General features: G+C 66.1%; 17 protein-coding genes and 1 tRNA gene. 13 read left to right on the forward strand and 5 right to left on the reverse strand.

Annotated elements, in window-relative coordinates:
- Nucleotides 1-377: 377 nt before the first annotated feature.
- Nucleotides 378-1,184 (forward strand): LysM peptidoglycan-binding domain-containing protein, encoded by an 807-nt coding sequence (locus VT03_RS28660; RefSeq protein ID WP_075096177.1) that lies wholly within the window; start codon nucleotides 378-380, stop codon nucleotides 1,182-1,184.
- Between the two features lie 71 nt (nucleotides 1,185-1,255).
- Here VT03_RS28660 and VT03_RS32980 read toward each other — a convergent pair whose 3' ends face one another.
- Nucleotides 1,256-2,407 (reverse strand): glycosyltransferase, encoded by a 1,152-nt coding sequence (locus VT03_RS32980; RefSeq protein WP_197489114.1) that lies wholly within the window; start codon nucleotides 2,405-2,407, stop codon nucleotides 1,256-1,258.
- A gap of 315 nt (nucleotides 2,408-2,722) precedes the next feature.
- Here VT03_RS32980 and VT03_RS28670 point away from each other — a divergent pair, with 315 nt between their 5' ends.
- The 3 genes from VT03_RS28670 (at nucleotide 2,723) to VT03_RS28680 (ending at nucleotide 7,120) form a co-directional block, all read left to right on the forward strand.
- On the forward strand, nucleotides 2,723-4,342 hold the full coding sequence (locus tag VT03_RS28670) for a M48 family metallopeptidase (RefSeq protein ID WP_075096178.1): 1,620 nt from the start codon (nucleotides 2,723-2,725) through the stop codon (nucleotides 4,340-4,342).
- A 493-nt stretch (nucleotides 4,343-4,835) separates the two neighbouring features.
- Nucleotides 4,836-5,873, forward strand: coding sequence for a dTDP-glucose 4,6-dehydratase (rfbB, locus tag VT03_RS28675; RefSeq protein WP_075096179.1), 1,038 nt, complete (start codon nucleotides 4,836-4,838; stop codon nucleotides 5,871-5,873).
- A 167-nt stretch (nucleotides 5,874-6,040) separates the two neighbouring features.
- Nucleotides 6,041-7,120, forward strand: coding sequence for a dipeptidase (locus tag VT03_RS28680; RefSeq protein ID WP_075096180.1), 1,080 nt, complete (start codon nucleotides 6,041-6,043; stop codon nucleotides 7,118-7,120).
- Nucleotides 7,121-7,217: 97 nt separating this feature from the next.
- On the opposite strand, the gene VT03_RS28685 is transcribed toward VT03_RS28680, so the two are convergent.
- From VT03_RS28685 to hemE, 4 genes are all read right to left on the reverse strand, one after another.
- A complete protein-coding gene (locus tag VT03_RS28685; RefSeq protein ID WP_075096181.1) occupies nucleotides 7,218-8,177 on the reverse strand; it encodes a tetratricopeptide repeat protein in 960 nt (319 codons plus the stop codon).
- A gap of 384 nt (nucleotides 8,178-8,561) precedes the next feature.
- Nucleotides 8,562-9,299, reverse strand: coding sequence for a hypothetical protein (locus VT03_RS28690; RefSeq protein ID WP_075096182.1), 738 nt, complete (start codon nucleotides 9,297-9,299; stop codon nucleotides 8,562-8,564).
- Between the two features lie 273 nt (nucleotides 9,300-9,572).
- Nucleotides 9,573-9,818, reverse strand: a complete 246-nt coding sequence (locus tag VT03_RS28695) for a hypothetical protein (RefSeq protein ID WP_075096183.1) — start codon at nucleotides 9,816-9,818, stop codon at nucleotides 9,573-9,575.
- A 220-nt stretch (nucleotides 9,819-10,038) separates the two neighbouring features.
- Nucleotides 10,039-11,079 carry a uroporphyrinogen decarboxylase gene (hemE, locus tag VT03_RS28700; protein WP_075096184.1) on the reverse strand — a complete coding sequence of 347 codons (1,041 nt, stop codon included), beginning with the start codon at nucleotides 11,077-11,079 and terminating at the stop codon, nucleotides 10,039-10,041.
- A gap of 310 nt (nucleotides 11,080-11,389) precedes the next feature.
- Here hemE and VT03_RS28705 point away from each other — a divergent pair, with 310 nt between their 5' ends.
- The 9 genes from VT03_RS28705 to VT03_RS28735 all read left to right on the forward strand — a co-directional run bounded on the left by VT03_RS28705 (nucleotide 11,390) and on the right by VT03_RS28735 (nucleotide 17,384).
- On the forward strand, nucleotides 11,390-12,445 hold the full coding sequence (locus VT03_RS28705) for a Gfo/Idh/MocA family protein (protein WP_075096185.1): 1,056 nt from the start codon (nucleotides 11,390-11,392) through the stop codon (nucleotides 12,443-12,445).
- A gap of 684 nt (nucleotides 12,446-13,129) precedes the next feature.
- Complete coding sequence (locus VT03_RS28710; RefSeq protein ID WP_075096186.1) at nucleotides 13,130-13,786, forward strand: hypothetical protein; 657 nt, start codon at nucleotides 13,130-13,132, stop codon at nucleotides 13,784-13,786.
- A gap of 67 nt (nucleotides 13,787-13,853) precedes the next feature.
- Entirely contained in the window at nucleotides 13,854-14,720 is an 867-nt protein-coding gene (locus tag VT03_RS28715) for a hypothetical protein (protein WP_075096187.1), read from the forward strand.
- A gap of 70 nt (nucleotides 14,721-14,790) precedes the next feature.
- Complete coding sequence (locus VT03_RS35035; protein WP_255378455.1) at nucleotides 14,791-14,916, forward strand: hypothetical protein; 126 nt, start codon at nucleotides 14,791-14,793, stop codon at nucleotides 14,914-14,916.
- Between the two features lie 42 nt (nucleotides 14,917-14,958).
- A tRNA-Val gene (locus VT03_RS28720) sits at nucleotides 14,959-15,032 on the forward strand.
- 125 nt (nucleotides 15,033-15,157) lie between these two features.
- Nucleotides 15,158-15,307: a hypothetical protein gene (locus VT03_RS33865; protein ID WP_156514824.1), complete on the forward strand. Its 150-nt coding sequence runs from the start codon at nucleotides 15,158-15,160 to the stop codon at nucleotides 15,305-15,307.
- Nucleotides 15,308-15,548: 241 nt separating this feature from the next.
- Nucleotides 15,549-15,848 (forward strand): hypothetical protein, encoded by a 300-nt coding sequence (locus VT03_RS28725; protein ID WP_075096188.1) that lies wholly within the window; start codon nucleotides 15,549-15,551, stop codon nucleotides 15,846-15,848.
- A 355-nt stretch (nucleotides 15,849-16,203) separates the two neighbouring features.
- Nucleotides 16,204-16,644 (forward strand): hypothetical protein, encoded by a 441-nt coding sequence (locus tag VT03_RS28730; RefSeq protein ID WP_156514825.1) that lies wholly within the window; start codon nucleotides 16,204-16,206, stop codon nucleotides 16,642-16,644.
- 5 nt (nucleotides 16,645-16,649) lie between these two features.
- The gene (locus tag VT03_RS28735; RefSeq protein WP_231870722.1) at nucleotides 16,650-17,384 is read left to right on the forward strand and encodes a phytanoyl-CoA dioxygenase family protein; all 735 of its coding nucleotides are present in this window, start codon (nucleotides 16,650-16,652) and stop codon (nucleotides 17,382-17,384) included.
- The last annotated feature ends 15 nt before the right edge of the window (nucleotides 17,385-17,399 follow it).

Consider the following 17,399-nt stretch of genomic DNA (forward strand, 5'->3'; position numbering starts at 1 on the left):
GTTTCAAATGACTACGGATCTTCCCGTCCGCCCTCTTGTCGGACAGTTCCAGGACAGGGCTAAACGCTGGCGGGTTCGTTTGTTCAGGTCTGGAGTCCGCTTGGCTGCGTGACGCCGCATTACGCCCGGCAGATTGGGAACGACCGTTTCAGGCTTACGAGGCGGTGAAGTTTCCGCAGGACGTCCGCACGGGAGCCTCAGCGGGAAAATTGGCCAAGGTGGCCGGAGGTGGTGCAGACGAAGTGGCACCTCCGCGCCAAGGTGGTATGAGACACCTGTTCGACAGCAGGAGCCCGAACTGTGAATGGATTCGCTCAACCCGTCCCGCCGCCATGCACCGTGATGCCAAACTCGGTCTTGTGCTTGCAATCCTCGTTATGGGGTTTGCAGCGGCTTTCTGCTGCCCGCGTCAAAAGCGGGGGGACGCCTCCGGTGCGATCGCGGACCTGCAGCTTCCGCAAATTGATCACGATCTGAAGGCCCGGCACGCGAAGGTCTATCTCCCGGTCGAACGACCGGTCGAGCCGATTCGACCCGTTGAGCCGGTCTCCACGGCAAAGAGCGATCCGCAGACGGCGGCCTCTCCCGTGACCGGCCCCGCCTCCGAAACGGACTCCCGTTCTCTGCCCGCTTCCGGAGCGAGCACTCCTCTGGCCTGGAGCCAGACGCCGGAGCCGGAACTCGACGACGCGGACGAAGTGGTCCCCGCCGCAACCGCGCAGCATGTCGTCGCTCCCGGCGACACCCTCAGCAGCATCGCCCTCAAGCGTCTCGGCAGCAGCACGCAGTACGCCCGGCTGTTCGAGGCGAACCGGGATGTCCTCAGCAGTCCCGACGCCCTCCAGATCGGCATGGTCCTGACGATCCCCGGTAAGGAGACCCCCGTCCGGGTTGCCGCGATGGACGACGACTCGTCGTCGAAGCGCCGCGAACGCGGTCCGGCTGTCGAGCCCGCTCCCTCCTCGAAGCCCCGGACCGAGCCGGTCCCGACGCTGGCCGAACCCTACCTGCCGACGAACGCCATCCCGGGACCGGCTTCGCTCGCCCCCTCCCCTTCTCCGTCGTCCTCCGTCGCGCCGACTCTCATCCCCGTGCCGGATGAAAAAGGGAGCGGCGCACCCCGCTCAACGGCCCGCTTCGGCGCCGCCTCGGTCGGTGCCAGCCTGATGCGCCCGTCGCGATAGGCCACTCTCTGGTCACGGCGGCGTTATCGCTCTCCGCTTCCGCGGAGGTTGCTGACGGCGGGTCTCTCCCGTCACACCTTGCCGGCCCGCAGCTCTTCGAGTGGATAGAACGTGTCGCGCCAGCGGATGCCGCGGTTTCGCAGCGTGACCCACATCGAGCGGAGCACGATGACGATGAACACAACCCCGCCCGCGGGGTAGAGGATGCCGGCCAGCACCGGAAAGCCGTGGAGGTAGGCCGACACGGCGAACAGCAGGAGATTGCTGAGGGCGATGATCCGCAGTCCCATGGGCGACCAGGGAAAGAACGCAAGCATCGGGACGACGATCATGATCAGGCTCAGCGCGGCGCACCCGATGAGCGCCCGCGGAACGGAGAAGTGCATCGCCGCGAACATGTTCTTCTCCAGCCCGCGGACGATCCCCCACAGGCCGCCATGCTGCCACTTCACTCGCAGAAGCTCGTTGGCCAAATAGACGTCCTGCCGTCCTCCCGCGTGCTTCATGAGCTTGCCCAGGCACATGTCGTCGGCGACTTCCATCCGGAGCGGCACGTGTCCCTCGAACTGCTCGTACGTTGTCCGCCGGACGAGGTTGAAGGCCCCGACGCCGAGGTACGCCCCCCGCATCCGCGAGAACCGGGCAAAAGCCGCCTCCGAGGCGATGAGCAGCATGACGCTGAAGAAGTTGACGATCAGCTTCTCGCCGAACGTCTCGGTCAGGACCTGCGGCAGCAGGACGAGGTGATCGAGCCGGCGGTCCTCGACCAGCTGCATCGCCCGCCGGAGGACGGACCCTTCATAGAGGATGTCCCCGTCGGTGAAGAGCAGAAAGTCCCCCTTCGCCGCCTGAGCCCCCAGGTGCATGGCGTGGTTCTTTCCCAGCCACCCGGCCGGCAACTCCCTGACATGGACGACCGTCAGCCGCGGGTTCTCTGCCGCCAGCCGGTCCATCACCTCCCCGGTCCCGTCGGTGGAACGGTCATTGATGGCGACGACTTCGAGGTCGGGATAGTCCAGGGCCAGCATCGACCGCAGCGCGGCCTCGATCGCCAGGATTTCGTCCCGGGCAGGAACGATGATCGAGATCCGCGGGGGCTGCGGCGCATCGAGCGGTGGGATGGAGCGGAGGTGCTGCGGCCGCAGCAGCCCGAACCACGCCGGAGCGGAGCGGCGGAGCCATAAGAGGAGAAGTCCCCAGGCGCACCAGTCCCAGATTGTCATCGCCGTGAGGTCTCGTTGCGGAGCCAGAAAAGAAGAACAGGAGTGGCGACAGGATAGCGGCCCGCCCGCAGTCGAGAACCGGACGCGGCCCCCCCGGCTCCGGCGGCCTTTGGCCGCAAGGCGCGACTGTTGCCGAAACTCACCACGGATCCTCGTCAGGCGTTCACCGACCGGCGCCATTCCTCTTGTTGTCAAGATCGAAGGCGCGATAGCTTCCGGGCCCCTCCGGACGACGGTTCCTGTCGTCTCCTCGGCCTGTTCACAGCCCTCCCCTCCTCCCCCCCCCCCTTCCCCTCTCCTTCTGCAGGTTGTCCCATGTCCTGCGCCTTCCCCGTCGGCGTCCGTCGATCGGTCTCCATTGCCCTCCTCTGGGCGGGAGCAGGAACTCCCGGCTGTACCGTCTTCCAGCGGGACCAGACCGTCCACATCCCGGAGTCGCAGCCGACGCAGCTCAGCCAGACGGTTTTCGATCAGGCGATCCTCGGAACGCAGCTTTCGTCCAACGCGGACCAGCGGGCGATGGTCGAACGGGTGGGCCAGCGGCTCGCCCAGGCGTCGTCGCAACAGCATCGCCAGTGGCAGTTTACGCTCGTTTCTGGAACCCGCGGAAACGCGGTCTGTCTCCCCGGCGAGCGGGTCCTCGTTGACGACAGCCTCCTGACGTATTGCGGGAACGAAGCGGGCCTGGCGACGGCGATGTCCCACGCCATGGCGCATGCGATCGCTGACCACGGCGGCGAGCGATTGAGCCGCATGACTCAGGAGCAGGCCGGATCCGGACTTCTCCGGCGTTCCGCGACGGCGCGGACCGCGCCGGAAACCCTGTTCTCGCTCGCCCACGGGCTGCCCCGCGGGGAGCAGACTCCGCTCCCCTTCAGCCAGGACCAGAACGTCGAGGCGGACGCGATTGCGGTGCAGATGATGGCCCGGGCCGGATACGACCCGAAGGAGGCGGTCCGGTTCTGGGAGCAGTTTGAGTCGTGGAACCGGCAGGAACTGCCGATCTTCGCCGAACTCCACCCGATCACCGACCCCCGCCGAAAATCGCTCGACAAGCTGATGCCGACCGCCGTCGGCTACTACGAACAGTCGGCCAAGTACGGACTCGGCCTCGCCATCAGCGTCCCCCGAACGAAGAAGGAGCCGATCGCCACCGTCAGCCATGAAGTGGCGAAGGGGCCGGAAAAGCTCGTTAAGACGGCGGATGCTTCGGCCGTCACGAGTGACCCGTTCCTGCTTGGCGGCGCGACTCCGCCAACGGCTGCGGCGCCAGCTTCGACCGCCTCCAGCGATCCCTTCTCTTCCACCGCGGGCAGTGGCCCGGCCGCGTTCGCCGCGACTCCGCCGGCCGCTCCGGCACTGACGAGTGTGGACTCGGCGACCGTGGCCGCCACGCTGGTTCCCCCCGCGCTCGGTAGCGTCGAGAAGGCGGCCGCGTTCCCCTCGTCGGCCCCTGCCGAGAGTGCATCGCCAGTCGCCGCCCCGTTCTCGAAGGCGCTCATGGCGGCCGCCGCCGCGCCGGCTGAAGAGCCGGCCGCCTTTCCCGGTATCAGTGGCGTTGTGACCTCGTCGGCCTCGCCGGTGGATCTGCCGGCGGCCTTTCCGGGAGTCACAGGAGTTGTGAGCCCGCCCGCGATGCCTGTCGATCGCCCGGCGGCGTTCCCGGCCTCGGCACGCACGTCGAGTCCGGCGATCCCCGCAGCCCCTGCGATGCCCCCTTCGGTACCGCCGGCCGCCGTGCCGACAGCAACTGCTGCACGGCCGACCTGGGCGCCTACGCCGGGGGCCGCCGATTCGGGAGCCCGCTGGGTGGCGCCGGTCCCGGCCGAAGCCCAGACCACCGCCCGCGTCGCCCGCCCGTCGACCGACTTGAGCGAGACTGCTCCTCCGCTTGTCGACGACAACTGGAAGGCTTCCCGGAAGCCGGCGAACTGATGCGGCTGGCCTGAGGTGGCGGAATGGCTCGCCCCGCGTCCTTGCCGCCGCGGCGATGCTTGCTCAAACCCAACGTGCCACGGCAGCCGGGGTCAAGGGGGTCACCCCTTGCCGCCGGAGGCGCTTCCATGAGGAACCGTGGTACACAACGGACGTCCCCTTTGTGGTACCGGCGTTGAGGACTCGCTCCAACCACACGGCTCGCTTTGCAATCCCCGCGGGTTGGTGATGGGGCATACAGCACGTTCTCCGCCCTTGGACACGCTCTCCTTCAGACATCTTCCGACGGCCAGGCCTCCGGCGGGCAAAGGGGCGTTGCCCCTCTGCACTCCCCACCAGGGTGCCCCTGGACCCGGTTGCGGCGTCGATTGCGACCGCCATCCAGCGAATGCCCTCGACCCACTTCATGGAATTCTCATTGGGGGGGCGTATATCGTGGCGGCCCCGTCAGACCACAAGAACGAACGGGAATCCAAGCGAGGAGCGGCGAGTCATGCAGTCCATTCTGGTCACCGGCGGCTGCGGCTTCATCGGCGCGAACTTCGTCCGGTGGATGCTCGGCACCGACTCCAGCCTCCGGATCACCAACCTCGATAAGCTCACCTACGCCGGCAACCTCGAGAACCTCAAGGAGATCGAGAACGACCCCCGCTACCGCTTCGTCCGCGGAGACATCGCCGACCCCGCTGCCGTTGACCAGCTCATCGCAGAGGGGCGGTTCCACGCGGTTGTCAACTTCGCCGCCGAAAGCCACGTCGACCGCAGCATCCTCGACTCGACCCCCTTCATCACGACGAACGTGATGGGGACGCAGGTCCTCCTCGACGCCTGCCGACGGCATCGCGTCCCGCGCTACCTCCAGGTCTCGACCGACGAAGTCTACGGCTCCCTCGGCGACGAGGGCTTCTTCACGGAGGAGACGCCGCTCGCCCCCAACAGCCCCTATTCGGCCTCCAAGGCGTCGGCCGACATGCTCGTCCGCGCGGCGGTCCACACGTTCGGCTTTCCCGCGATCATCACCCGCTGCTCCAACAACTACGGCCCGTACCAGTTCCCCGAGAAGCTGATCCCGCTCTTTATCTCGAACGCCCTGCAGGGTCAGTCGCTTCCCGTCTACGGTCAGGGGACGAACGTCCGCGACTGGATTCACGTCCTCGACCACTGTCGCGGCATCGAGGCGGCCCTCCGCCAGGGACAGGCGGGAGAGGTCTACAACTTCGGCGGCGAGAGCGAGCTGCGGAACATCGACCTGACGAAGCGGCTTCTCAAGGCGCTTGGCAAGCCAGAGTCCCTGATCCGCTATGTCGAGGACCGGCCGGGACACGACCAGCGGTACGCCATCGACTGCACCAAGGCCAAGCGCGAGCTCGGCTGGACTCCGCAGTACCGGTTCGAGGACGGACTGGCCGAGACGATCGCCTGGTACCAGAACCACGCCGATTGGATCGCCCGCGTCCGCTCGGGCGCCTATCGCGACTACTACGAGTCGCAGTACGGCGGCCGGCTCGGCGCTGACAAGACGAGGGCGTAGAGGACGGCAAGAAGGGCTCCGCTCGGCGGTCAACAGCAGTCCGCCTCTTTGATCGCTTACGCATCAAAATCTGGCGATGCGCTTAGCGCGGGGCAGTGGCGTTTCTACGATCCGGGTCGCTCGCTCAGTCTCCCTCCTCAGCTCTTCCCTGCCCTGGATCTCTCTCGATGCTGATCTTTGATGCCCACCTCGACATGGCCTGGAACGCCGTCGAATGGAACCGGAACCTCGAGCTCGAATGCACCGCGATTCGCGAGCACGAGAAGCACTACCCGGACATCGTCCCCGGCGACTGCACGGTCTCGTACCCGGCGATGCGGCGCGGCCGGCTGGGCATCTGCGTCTACACGCTCCTCCCCCGCCTGCACCGCAAGGACAAGGCCCTCACGTTCTACCAGTCGCGGGAGTCGGGGCACGCCGCCGCGCTCGGGCAGCTCGCCTACTACCGGGCCATGTGCCGCAAAGGGATCCTTCGCGAGATCCCCGACCGGGCGACGCTGAAGTCGCACTACGATCTCTGGAAGACCGCCATCGCCAAGAAGCCGGACGACATCTCGGGCGACCCGGCCCTCGGCTTCCTCCTCAGCATGGAAGGGGCGTCGCCGATCCTGTGCCCCGGACAGGTCGAGCAGTGGTTCGAGTGGGGCCTGCGGATCGTCGGCCCGACGCACTACGGCCCCAACGAATACGGCCACGGAACCGGCAGCCAGGGGGGGCTGACGGCGGACGGCCGTAAGCTCCTGAAGGAGATGGACCGCGTCGGCATGCTGCTCGACGCGACGCATCTCGCGGACGAGTCGTTCTGGGAGGCACTCGACATCTACCACGGCCCGGTCCTGGCGAGCCATCACAACTGCCGGAGCCTCGTTCCGGGGGACCGGCAGCTCGCCGACGACCAGATCAAGGCCCTGATCGCCCGCGGCGCGGTGATCGGCGCGGCCTTCGACAGCTGGATGATCAAGCCCGGGTTCAAGAAGTACGTCACGCCTCCCGAGGAAGTGACGATGTCGATGATCGTCGACCACATCGACCACATCTGCCAGCTCGCCGGGAACGCCAACCACAGCGGGATCGGGACCGACCTGGACGGCGGCTACGGCCGCGAGCAGTCCCCCGGCGACCTCGACACGATCGCGGACGTCGCCCGGATGGCCGAGCTCCTGGACAAGCGGGGCTACTCGAAGGACGACATCGAGAAGATCATGTCGCGGAACTTCGTCGAGTTCTTCCTGCGGTCCTTGCGGTAACCGCCGCGGCCGTTGACCACCGCCGTCGAGCGGGGGGCGTCAGGCCCCCCTGATCCCCCCGCTCGACGTCTGCGGCGCGCCCGGCAGTGCCGGGCAGTTACTTCTGGTTCTGAAGCTGTTCCGCGTGCCGGTTGGAAAGCGGGAACTGCCGCGGCGATTCCGTCGGAATCGGTTCCGCGGGGCGCTTCCCCGGAGCGATCAGCTGAGCCGAGGCGGTCATGACTTTGGCCCCCCGTTCTTCGCCGCCGCCGCCGCCGCCGCCGCCGCTCCCTCGTTCTTCACGGGCGTCAGGGCGGGCGGGTTCGCTGGGGAGTCCCTGAGCCCGCCGGACCTCGGCGAGCCAGTGACGGGCCTCCTGCATCTTGGGCTGTTTGTTGAGCGCGATCTTGAGATGCCGCTCCGCCCCGACGAGGTCCCCCTGCTCCTTGAGGATCAGGGCGATGTTGTAGTGCCCGGCGGCATCGCCGACCGTGCTCGCGAAGTGCGGGATGGCCGCCTCGATCCGTCCGCCGCGGACCATCGCCAGCGCCAGCTGGTGGCGGTAGTCGGAGTTCCCCGGCTCCGCCTGGACCGCCTTCGTGTACGACTCGATCGACTTCTCGTAGTCCTGTCTGGCCGCGTAGAACTGGCCGAACGTGGCGGCCACGTCCGCGGAGTCGGCAGATAGCCGCTGGGCCCGGTGAAGCCCCTCTTCGGCCTCGACCATCCGGCCGGCCAGGATGTCCATCCGGGCGAGCCCCAGGATCGCCGCGACGTTCTTCGGCTTCGCCTTCACGACCTCCCGGTAGTGCTGAGCGGCGCGGGTCGCGTCGCCGGCGTCCTCCATCCACTCGGCAAACGTCAGGTGAAGCATCGCTTCATCCTTCGGCTTGGCGGGGATTGTTTCTGCCTCTTCCTCAAAAGAGGCCTGCGCGACCTTGGAGCGGAAGAGGGACTTGAGACCCGACTCCTCGTCGGCGTAGGAAGCGGTCTTCTTGCCCGTCGAGGAGCATCCCGCGGCGCAGCAGCCCAGGAGGCCGACAAGGAGCCAGCGGTGGCGGCAGGTCGTCACGGGCATGGAGCCTCCTTGTTCTGGGATGGATCGCGGCGGCCTGACCGGCGCCCGACGCGGAGATCGGGCCGTCCCGATGGAACGTGCGACCGCCGCGCGGACCGTACAGCCGACACGCCTGTTTCGAGATCGGATCGACGGCGGGGCTGTGTTGAACGAAGTTTGCGGATCGTTCCGCCTGGGAAGAGTTTGACGGACCAGACAGGCCCGGGACCGGCGAAGTCTGCCGGCCCCCGCCCCGCGGACGGCCTTCCCCCGTCCCTCCCGGACGATCCGCCTTCGGTCCGGGGGCGATCCGAGGTGGCCTGGAAACGAACGAACCCTGACGGTCGGTCAGGGTTCGGTGCACGCCTGGAAGGCGGGTTCGCTGCGGTTGCGGTCAGCTGGCCGTTACAGCCCGCCGCCCCCTCCGCCGCCTCCACCCCCGCCCCCTCCGCCACCACCTCCTCCACCGATTTCGGACTGGTAGCCGATGACCGGCGGGAGGGCGTTGGAGATACGGGCTTCGTGGATCGCCTGGACTTCGGCCGCGGGACGCCCGACCGAGTGCGTCATGCGGGAGGCGATCGGAATGTTCCGCCCGGCGCCGATCGACGCGATCCCCTTCTGGACACTCGTCATGCGGACCCGGTCGTACTCCGGATTCGTCGTGGCGGCGATGTGGGCCTGCTGGAACTCGGGCGGGACGTACGACACGATCCACGCCAGGTGGGCCGTACCCGCCTGGTTGAGCTCGTGGGTCGCCTGGTCGAAGTGGTAGTCGTACAGGGTCGTGGCGGCGACCCAGCCGTTGGCGACCTGGGCGTCCATGACCGCCTGCGCGTCCCCGCGGTCCTTGCAGACGTAGGGATACGGCCAGTCGTGGGCGGCGTGATACTTGTGTACGCACGCCTGATGGGGGCCGGTCGGACGCGGCCGATTGGGCCACATCTTGCCGAACAGGTATCGCTGCCGCTGGCCGACCGGATCGTCGGCGTGGGCCTCGTACCATTCCGGAGAGCCGCGGCGGAGGCCGTCTTCCGCGGTGAACGGCCATCCCGCCATAAGGCTCGGAGCGGCGAAGGCCCCTGCGAGGATGGCGAGAGAGGACGAACAGAGGGTCCGATGGACCAAACCGATTCGCCGCATGAGATTCCCCCCTCAAACAGCGCGACGTGAAACCGGAGACGCGGCGCGGCCGGTCTCAACGGATTGTTCATCGTCTGCCGCGTGTAGCGGTCATGACGGGAATTCCGTCGATTTCGACGGGGTCCAGCGGTGCGGGAGACGGAACGGGAGCCCAATCCCGAAGCCGAGGAATCCGCGCGATCCCCGAGGACAACGACCGACGACAGGAACAGACAGAAACGCCCGTTCTGCGACGCCGGCTCAGCTCAACCCGGATGGCCCGACGCTCAACGCCTATTCCACGTGAACGACGTTGCTCAGTTCACGGTCCTTGATTTCCTCAAGGACGGCGTGGGTCACGAGTTGCTTCGTGTAGTACGTCGGAACGACACCCGCCACGACCACCTGGTCGTCGAAGAGGTCGATCCGCAGGTCGCGGATCCGGCCGCCGGTTCGAGCATGGACGACCCGCTCGAGACGGGCGGTGAGATCATCAGTGTTGACGAAAGTGGCCACAGAATCCGATGTCGAGAAGGGCATGACGCCTCCGTGAGCAGTGCCAGGACAGCCGCAGCTGAGGGCCCGTTTTCCTACGGGCTTTCCAGGCAGCTAGCACGGTAAACCTGCCCTCTCAACCTGTCAAACACCGAATTTCCGAGGGACTTCGAATTCGCGAGAAGTTTGCGTTGGGACCTAGGAAAATCCCAGGATCGGGAAGATCGTTACACCCAGGCAAGATTACCGGAATCTTCCGAACGTCCTATCTTGCCATCCCGAGGTCGTGGACCATTTTGACGAGGTCTTTGACGTTCTGGTGCGGGACGTCCGGCAGGACCCCGTGGCCCAGGTTGAAGATGTGGCCGCGGCGGCCCCCTTCGTCCAGGACGGCGGCCGCCCGCGAGCGGATCGTCCCCTGATCGGCGTAAAGCACGATCGGATCCAGGTTTCCCTGGACCGCCCGCCCTTCCCCCGCGAGCGACTTGGCCTCGCGAAGGGGAACCCGCCAGTCGACGCCCAGGACCTGCCCCCCTGCCTCGTTCTGAAGCGGCGTCAGGGCCGGGTTTCCGGTCAGGAAGTTGATGACCGGGGCGAAGCGGGAGGCTTCGGCGACGAGACGTTTCGTGTGCGGAAGGACGAATTCCCGGTAATCGGCCGGGGAGAGGCATCCGGCCCAGCTATCGAAGATCTGGACCGCCTGGCAGCCGTTTTCCACCTGCTTCTGGAGGTAGCCGACGACGCTCGTCACGAGCCGGGAGAGGAGCGCGTCCCACGCCCCGCGGTCGGTCCACATCAACGTCTTGGTGCGGATGTAGTTCTTGGAGCCCCCCCCCTCGATGGCGTAGGAGGCGAGAGTGAACGGCGCCCCGGCGAATCCCAGCAGCGGGATGTTCGGTGCGAGCTCCCGACGGATCAGCCGCACCGCTTCGTAGACGTACTCAAATACGGAAAAATCCTCGATCGGCCGGACGCGGTCGACCTCGGCGGCCGAGGTGAGCGGGTTGTGAATGACCGGCCCTTCCCCCTTGGCGTATTCGAGATCAAACCCCATCGGCTGGAGGATCGGCAGGAGGTCCGCGAAGAGAATCGCGGCGTCGACCCCCAGGACCTGCTGGGCCGTCACCGTCACCTCGGCTGCCAGACTCGGGGTCTTGCACAGCTCCATGAACGTGACTTTGCTGCGAACCGCCATGTATTCCGGCAGGTACCGGCCCGCCTGCCGCATGATCCAGACCGGGACCGTGTCGGTCGGCTCGCCCCGGACGGCGCGGAGGAAACGGCTGTTGTGGAGTTCGGAGGTCATGGAGGGGGAAAGGGCTGGGGGGGACGAGGGTCTAGGGACGAGGGGCTGAGGACGAGGGTCTAGGGAGAGGACTACTCTGGTCGCTAGTCCCTCGTCTCTAGTCCCCGGACCACTTTTCGGGGCCCTTTGGCCCACGCGGGGACCGCTCCCGCAGGGTAACGGTCCACCGAAACCATCCATAGTGACTGATTGACGCAATCCGCAAGCAGAGCGTGGGACTCGGTCGGTTGACCCGGGAAAAGGCGGTCTCCCGTGCAATCGTTCGCCAGGTCTTTAAAATCCGGGGATTCAGGACTGCCGGAGTGATTAAATGGCAAAGCAGCGCGTGCGGATCGGGGTTGTCGGAGCGGGAGCGAATACGCGACTGCGGCACATCCCGAATTTTCAGGGCATCGAGGGTGTGGAAGTCGTCGGCGTCGTGAACCGCTCGCCGCAGTCGGGCGCGCGGGTCGCCCACGAATTCGGGATTCCCAAGGTTTTTCCGGACTGGCAGTCGCTCGTCCATTCGCCGGACGTCGACGCCGTCATGATCGGCACCTGGCCGTACATGCACTGTGAAGTGACCTGCGCCGCCCTGGCCGCGGGAAAACACGTCCTGACCGAGGCCCGGATGGCGTCGAACGCCGCCGAAGCCCGGCGGATGGTCGAGGCCTCGAAGGCCCGTCCTGACCTCACCGCCCAGATCGTCCCCAGCCCGTTCGGGCTCGAGTGCGGGCCGGCGATCCAGACCCTCCTCGACGAACGCTACCTCGGGGACCTGCGGGAACTGGTCGTCATCGGGGCCGACGACACGCAGTGGGACTTCAGCCGCCCGATCCACTGGCGGCAGGACGCGCGAAAGAGCGGCCTCAACGTCCTGACGCTCGGCATTATGCACGAGACCGCCATGCGGTGGACCACTCCGGTCGAGCAGGTCTTCGCCCAGTCCCACATCTTCGAACCGACGCGTCCCGATCTCGACGCCGGGACGGAGGTCCAGGTGACGGTTCCGGACAGCCTCCAGGTCATGACCCGTCACGTCGGCGGGGCCCGCGGGATCTACCATTTCAGCGGAATCACGCTCTTCGGCCCGGGGAAGCAGATCCACATGTACGGCAGCCGCGGAACGATCAAGGTTCACTTCGGCGAGCGGGAGAAGGTCTGGGTCGGGCACCAGGGGGATCCGGCCGAGCGCCTGCTCGATATCGCACCCGAGTCGATGGGCCGGTGGCGGGTCGAGGAGGAGTTCATCGGGGTCATCCGCGGCGAGGAGAAGGTGAAATTCACCGACTTCGCCACCGGGCTCCGCTACATGGAATTCACGGAGGCGGTGGCGCTGAGCGCCGAGCGGAACCTGCCGGTCAGTCTCCCTTCGGCCGAAGCCTGAACAGGACCACACCTCGGCTGCCGCGCGTCGGCGGGTGGCAGCCGGTGAGGTCCGCGTTACCCCGAAGGGGTTTCGTCATACAGCCCAGGGTTGCCCGCAACGCGGGCTACCCTGGGTTCCGAAGCGCATGTTCCACCAACCCCAAAGGGGTTGCGTCAAAACGCGGCGATTTGGCGGAACTCCGTTGGGGTTCAACCACCTCATCCTCAAGACCCAGGGTAGCCGCTCCGCGGCAACCCTGGGCTGTTGGGCGTAACCCCTTCGGGGTAGGTGGCGCTCGCCTCGTCACGCCCGGGGACCGCGCTTCGCCTCCGCCTTTGTCCTATCCAGGTTCGATCCCGGAGTGCCGTGAACGGCGGTCTGGACGTCGAATGTGCTGTTCCTCGTCAGAACGGCCGCCGGGGCCGCCCCCCGCCTGTGAGAACCGTTCGGGGAGCGCCGGAGGCGGCGGAATGCGGGGCGTCCGCATAACCCGCAAGGCTTGTCACAAAAGCGGGCCGAATGCGCGAATGCTGGCTGACACCCGTTTTGCCCGCGGGCAAGATCATCCGATCTGTAGCGAGACGGTCCCGTCTGCGATGGGGGCACGGTCTGTGGACATCGGTTCACAAGGTCGTTGACCACGTTGTCGAGGGGGCCGTATGATGTTGGAGATTTTGTCCCAGGCTCCTGGTGTCCGGCAGCATGACGAAAATTGCCAAGATTCTTGTCGTGTTCGTCGCGATGGCCAGCCTGACGTTCCTGGGCTTCGCGATCACCACCACGGTTGGCGGTCCGAACTGGGAAGACCAGATCCCCGCGCTCGTGAACTACAAGATCACGCTCGGGGGGGACTCGGCGAATCCGGTCTGGCAGGCGGTCACCGTCCGCGACGAACCGGTCAACGGCGGCCAGAACAAGGTCCTGGCGAAGGTCCTCATCGCCTGTGTCGAAGACCAGAACCGGCGGGATGCCGAGAAGCTGACCCGCCTCAATGAACGGAAGCCCCAGCTCGAAGAGAAGCTGGCGCAGGTCAAGGCCTCCACCGCTCCGGATGACGCGTCTCTCCTGGGGTACTCCAAGTACCTGCGGGAGCACCTGGACAAGACCGCCAAGGAGATCGAGGCGGCCACCAAGCAGGTGGTCCAGAAGACCGATGAGGTCAAGAAGATCGAAGACGAGATTGCGACGCGCTACCGCGACGTGCTGCGGCTCGAGGCCCAGCTCCGCCAGACCCGCGGCGACCAGTTCCTGCTCACCACGATCCGCCAGCAGCTGATCGACCAGATCGTCCAGGTCGACGGCCTCCTGTCCCGGGCCCGCGAGCGGAACGAACAGTTGTACAACCCCAAGCCTGAGTGAGTGACGAACGCGTCCCCTTCCGTCCGATCCAACGGAAGGGTTCATCCGTCTGTCCGGAGCGAGATCCATGTCCTTTGTCGGAAAGATGCTGGTGGTGCTCAACCTCGTGTTGAGTTTCCTCTTCATGGCGCTCGCCGGCGGTGTGTTTGCCGTTCACAAGACGTGGAAGGAGAAACACACCCAGGCGCAGACCCAGGTCGACGCCGAGAACAAGAAGAACGCCGCCCTCCAGGCCGAGAAGGACACGGCCGCCAAGACGCACCAGGAAGAGAAGGACGCTCTCACGAACCGGGCCGTCGCGGCGGAAGCGAACCTGGGGAACATGACCCAGCAGATCGCGACCCTCACGCAGCAGAACAACGACCTGCAGACCAAGACCCGCCAGTTCCTGGGGGTCGCGGAATCGAAGACCGCGGAAGCGGGCGCCCGTCAGGACGAAACGGCACTCCGCCGGATCGAGAACGACAAGCTCCGCGAACAGCTCAACGCCGTGACCTCGGAGAACCGCAAGTTCCGCGACACCCTCTTCGCCCGGGACATCGAGCTCAAGGAACTCAAGGACCGCTTCAACTCGACGCTGACCGAATACGGCGACATCCGGACCTTCCTGGCCTCCAAGGGGCTCTCCTTCGACCGTGACTCGATCCGCCGGGCCCAGGAGCCCCCCCCGAAGGTCACGGGACTCGTGACCGACGTGAAGCGGGACAAGACGAACCGGCCTGAGTTCGTCGAGATCTCCCTCGGCAGCGACGAAGGTCTGGCGGTCGGCCACAAGATGGACCTCGTCGGCAGCGGTGTGGGGACCCGTTCGGCGGACTGGCTGGGACGGATCCAGATCGTCGACATCGGACCGGACTGGGCGGTCGGCCGGGTGATCGACAAGGCGGTCAACGGGATCGTCGAAAAGGGCGACAACGCCACCACGGAACTGTAAGCCGCCGTCCCGCGATCTCCGGGATTTCTCCTTCTTCCTTCAACACGCGTGACTGCGACAGGTCGATCCCATGGCCAAAGAACCCGCCGCTCCGGACGTCTACGTGAGCCTGCTGTTCGTCTCCGCCGCGGCCCTCATCACCGGCTGCCTGTTCCTCGTCGCCGAACTGATGCGGTACGACTGGAAGTTCTCGTAGCGCTTGCCGGTCCCGTCGAGGGCCGGTAAAACACCCCTTCCCGGACGTTTAGCGCAGCTGGTTAGCGCACTTCCTTCACACGGAAGGGGTCACAGGTTCGAGTCCTGTAACGTCCACTCGTTTGAGCTCGCTTGACCAAGGGAATCGCTGGTTCCCTTGGTTTTTTCTTGCGCGGATCACGCTGCCGTTCATCGGCCGTCGTCTCCGTTCCGCCGCTTTCGGGCAACGGCGGATGTGCAGAATGACCTGCATCGCCAGCCGCCTTGCGGAAGTCCTTCTGCCGGACCTGGAGATCGTCGCGGCTGGTGACCTGGATCGAATCGCGACACGTCGCAGAGACTGGCTGTGGGGCGACGAATTCGGTCCCCACATGACGTCGCAGAATGCGTGAAAACGGGCTTTTCCGGGCACAGGTCCGGACGGAGTTTTGAAGTTTCGAGAGCGGCCGGGCCACGCTCCCAAAGTGGCCCGCTTGCCCCGAGCGGATTAACCTGCCCTGAGCAACGGATCCGGGCGAGATGGCGTTCGCCCGAGTTGTCGCCGAGGGGACCATTGGTCGTTGATCAATCGGCGTCCCGGTCGTGTTTGACGGGGCTCATGAAGCCCCCGGGCTGTCGCAGCGAGGCATTCCCATGTGGCGGTGGTTGGCCCTGATCGCCCTGAATGTCGTCGCCGTCATGTCTGTTCTCAACTTCAGCAACTGGTTCGACCTGCTGTTCCCGCGGTACGTCCGCACTGCGATTGTGGTCTTCCTCAACCTTCCGCTGGGTATCGTCCTCTACCTCTTCAAGCCTCATGTCAACTTCTTCGTGGCCATCGGGTTGATTGCCGTGAATCCAATCTTCTGGGCCACGATGGTCGAACTCTGGTTGCGCAGATTTGTCGACCGACCGAAAGGTCCAACCCCCGGCCGATCAGACAACCAGGCGTGACGCTGGCGAGGGCATGCTGATTTGGAATTCGGTCTGGATCGGCGGCAGCCTTGCTGAAGTCCTCCGGCCGGACCGGTCGGTCATTCCGGCTGGCGACTTGGATCGGATTCCCGATCCCCTTGCAGACACTTTGCCTTGCAGACACTTTCCACAGCCCAAATCGAACCCACATCGGCCACTGGCGACGATCCGCCCTCATCTCCGCTCGCGCCCACTCACGTTCCTGCTGCTGCAACAACTCTCCGAGTCCGCCGCGGAGTGAGTTGCTTGAATGCGCTTTGAAGAGCGCGTCGGCGCTCATAAAACTCGGATTTGGGATTCGAGAGCAGTCACTCGAACGGAAGGAACCTTCATCGTGATCGCGGCGACGAGTCGACTCCGCTGGGGGCCGGTATTGCTCCTCCCCTTCCTCGCCGTTGCGGCGTGGGCCGTGATTGCGGACTGGCCTCCCGCGGTTGCGATTCGCGGGACACGGCAGAACAGTCCGGCCAATGACCGCTGGCGGGAACCGACCGAGGACGACGAGTACGCCGCCCGAAGTGAACTGCGACGGGCTCTGACCGCCTGGCAGACAACGTCGCCCCGTCCGCCGAGTTCCGCTCTGACGCCTCCGATGGTTCGAATTGTGAAGCGATGGCCGCGGACGGATGCTGGCTACCGGGCTCTCCTGATTCTCTGTCCGCTGGGAGGAGATCCGATTGAAGCGGCGTGGCAAGCCGTCAACCGGCCGTTTCGGCGAGAAGTTCCTGAGTCGGTCGAGAAGCTGTTCCTCGAAATCGCGGGAGAGCCACGTTGAAGGCCGTGGATGATGTGAAGACAACGGGATGGACGCTTCTGCCCGGATGCTTCTCCGCGGACGCGATGGCAGCGTGGGCGGGGCGTCTTGGCGAGAGCTTCTCAGGAGATCCTTCGCGGGGCATTCGCGAACGGGAGGGGGGCGTTTATGCCGCCCGCAACATCATCGAGATCGCTCCCTGGATCCGTGACGCCTGGCGGGCGCCGCCGCTTGTGGAGTCTGTCCTGTCGGTGCTTGGACCGCGGGCGGGACTGGTGCGGGGCCTGTTCTTTGACAAGCCTCCCAACCAGAGCTGGGCCCTCCCCTGGCACAAGGACCTGCTCATCACGGTCGAGCCGGTCGATTCGGTTCCGACGGGCTATTCGACGCCGCGGCTTCGCGCGGGTGTCTGGCACACGGAGCCGCCCGTCGAGGTGCTGGAGGCGATGCTGACGCTCCGGATTCATCTCGATGCCGTGACGGTCGACAACGGCCCGCTCGAAGTCCTGACCGGCTCCCACGTCAGCGGCAAGACGGTCGACCCGGGAGCGTTCCGCGCCGAGACGATCCTGTGCGGCGCGGGAGACGTCCTGGCGATGCGGCCGCTGCTCGTCCATTCCAGCGGCCGGTCTCGCGAGGGGACCGACCAGCATCGCCGGATCGTCCACCTGGAGTTCGCCTCGGAGGCGGTGCTGCCGGGAGGCGTCCGCTGGAACCTGTTCGAGCCGGTCCGCGCGGAGGCGGATCCGCTTCGATCGTGAGTCCGGCCCGGACGG

This window comes from Planctomyces sp. SH-PL14, from assembly GCF_001610835.1.
Lineage (GTDB): Bacteria > Planctomycetota > Planctomycetia > Planctomycetales > Planctomycetaceae > Planctomyces_A.

What these genes read in the sequence shown, in the direction of transcription:
- VT03_RS35035 (WP_255378455.1), top strand. Translation starts at nt 14,791, where the DNA reads ATGGCCAAAGAACCCGCCGCTCCGGACGTCTACGTGAGCCTGCTGTTC.
- VT03_RS28725 (WP_075096188.1), top strand. Translation starts at nt 15,549, where the DNA reads ATGTGGCGGTGGTTGGCCCTGATCGCCCTGAATGTCGTCGCCGTCATG.
- VT03_RS28710 (WP_075096186.1), top strand. Translation starts at nt 13,130, where the DNA reads ATGACGAAAATTGCCAAGATTCTTGTCGTGTTCGTCGCGATGGCCAGC.
- VT03_RS28715 (WP_075096187.1), top strand. Translation starts at nt 13,854, where the DNA reads ATGTCCTTTGTCGGAAAGATGCTGGTGGTGCTCAACCTCGTGTTGAGT.
- hemE (WP_075096184.1), bottom strand. Translation starts at nt 11,079, where the DNA reads ATGACCTCCGAACTCCACAACAGCCGTTTCCTCCGCGCCGTCCGGGGC.
- VT03_RS28695 (WP_075096183.1), bottom strand. Translation starts at nt 9,818, where the DNA reads ATGCCCTTCTCGACATCGGATTCTGTGGCCACTTTCGTCAACACTGAT.
- rfbB (WP_075096179.1), top strand. Translation starts at nt 4,836, where the DNA reads ATGCAGTCCATTCTGGTCACCGGCGGCTGCGGCTTCATCGGCGCGAAC.
- VT03_RS32980 (WP_197489114.1), bottom strand. Translation starts at nt 2,407, where the DNA reads ATGACAATCTGGGACTGGTGCGCCTGGGGACTTCTCCTCTTATGGCTC.
- VT03_RS28685 (WP_075096181.1), bottom strand. Translation starts at nt 8,177, where the DNA reads ATGCCCGTGACGACCTGCCGCCACCGCTGGCTCCTTGTCGGCCTCCTG.
- VT03_RS28660 (WP_075096177.1), top strand. Translation starts at nt 378, where the DNA reads ATGGGGTTTGCAGCGGCTTTCTGCTGCCCGCGTCAAAAGCGGGGGGAC.
- VT03_RS28690 (WP_075096182.1), bottom strand. Translation starts at nt 9,299, where the DNA reads ATGCGGCGAATCGGTTTGGTCCATCGGACCCTCTGTTCGTCCTCTCTC.
- VT03_RS33865 (WP_156514824.1), top strand. Translation starts at nt 15,158, where the DNA reads ATGACCTGCATCGCCAGCCGCCTTGCGGAAGTCCTTCTGCCGGACCTG.
- VT03_RS28680 (WP_075096180.1), top strand. Translation starts at nt 6,041, where the DNA reads ATGCTGATCTTTGATGCCCACCTCGACATGGCCTGGAACGCCGTCGAA.
- VT03_RS28670 (WP_075096178.1), top strand. Translation starts at nt 2,723, where the DNA reads ATGTCCTGCGCCTTCCCCGTCGGCGTCCGTCGATCGGTCTCCATTGCC.
- VT03_RS28705 (WP_075096185.1), top strand. Translation starts at nt 11,390, where the DNA reads ATGGCAAAGCAGCGCGTGCGGATCGGGGTTGTCGGAGCGGGAGCGAAT.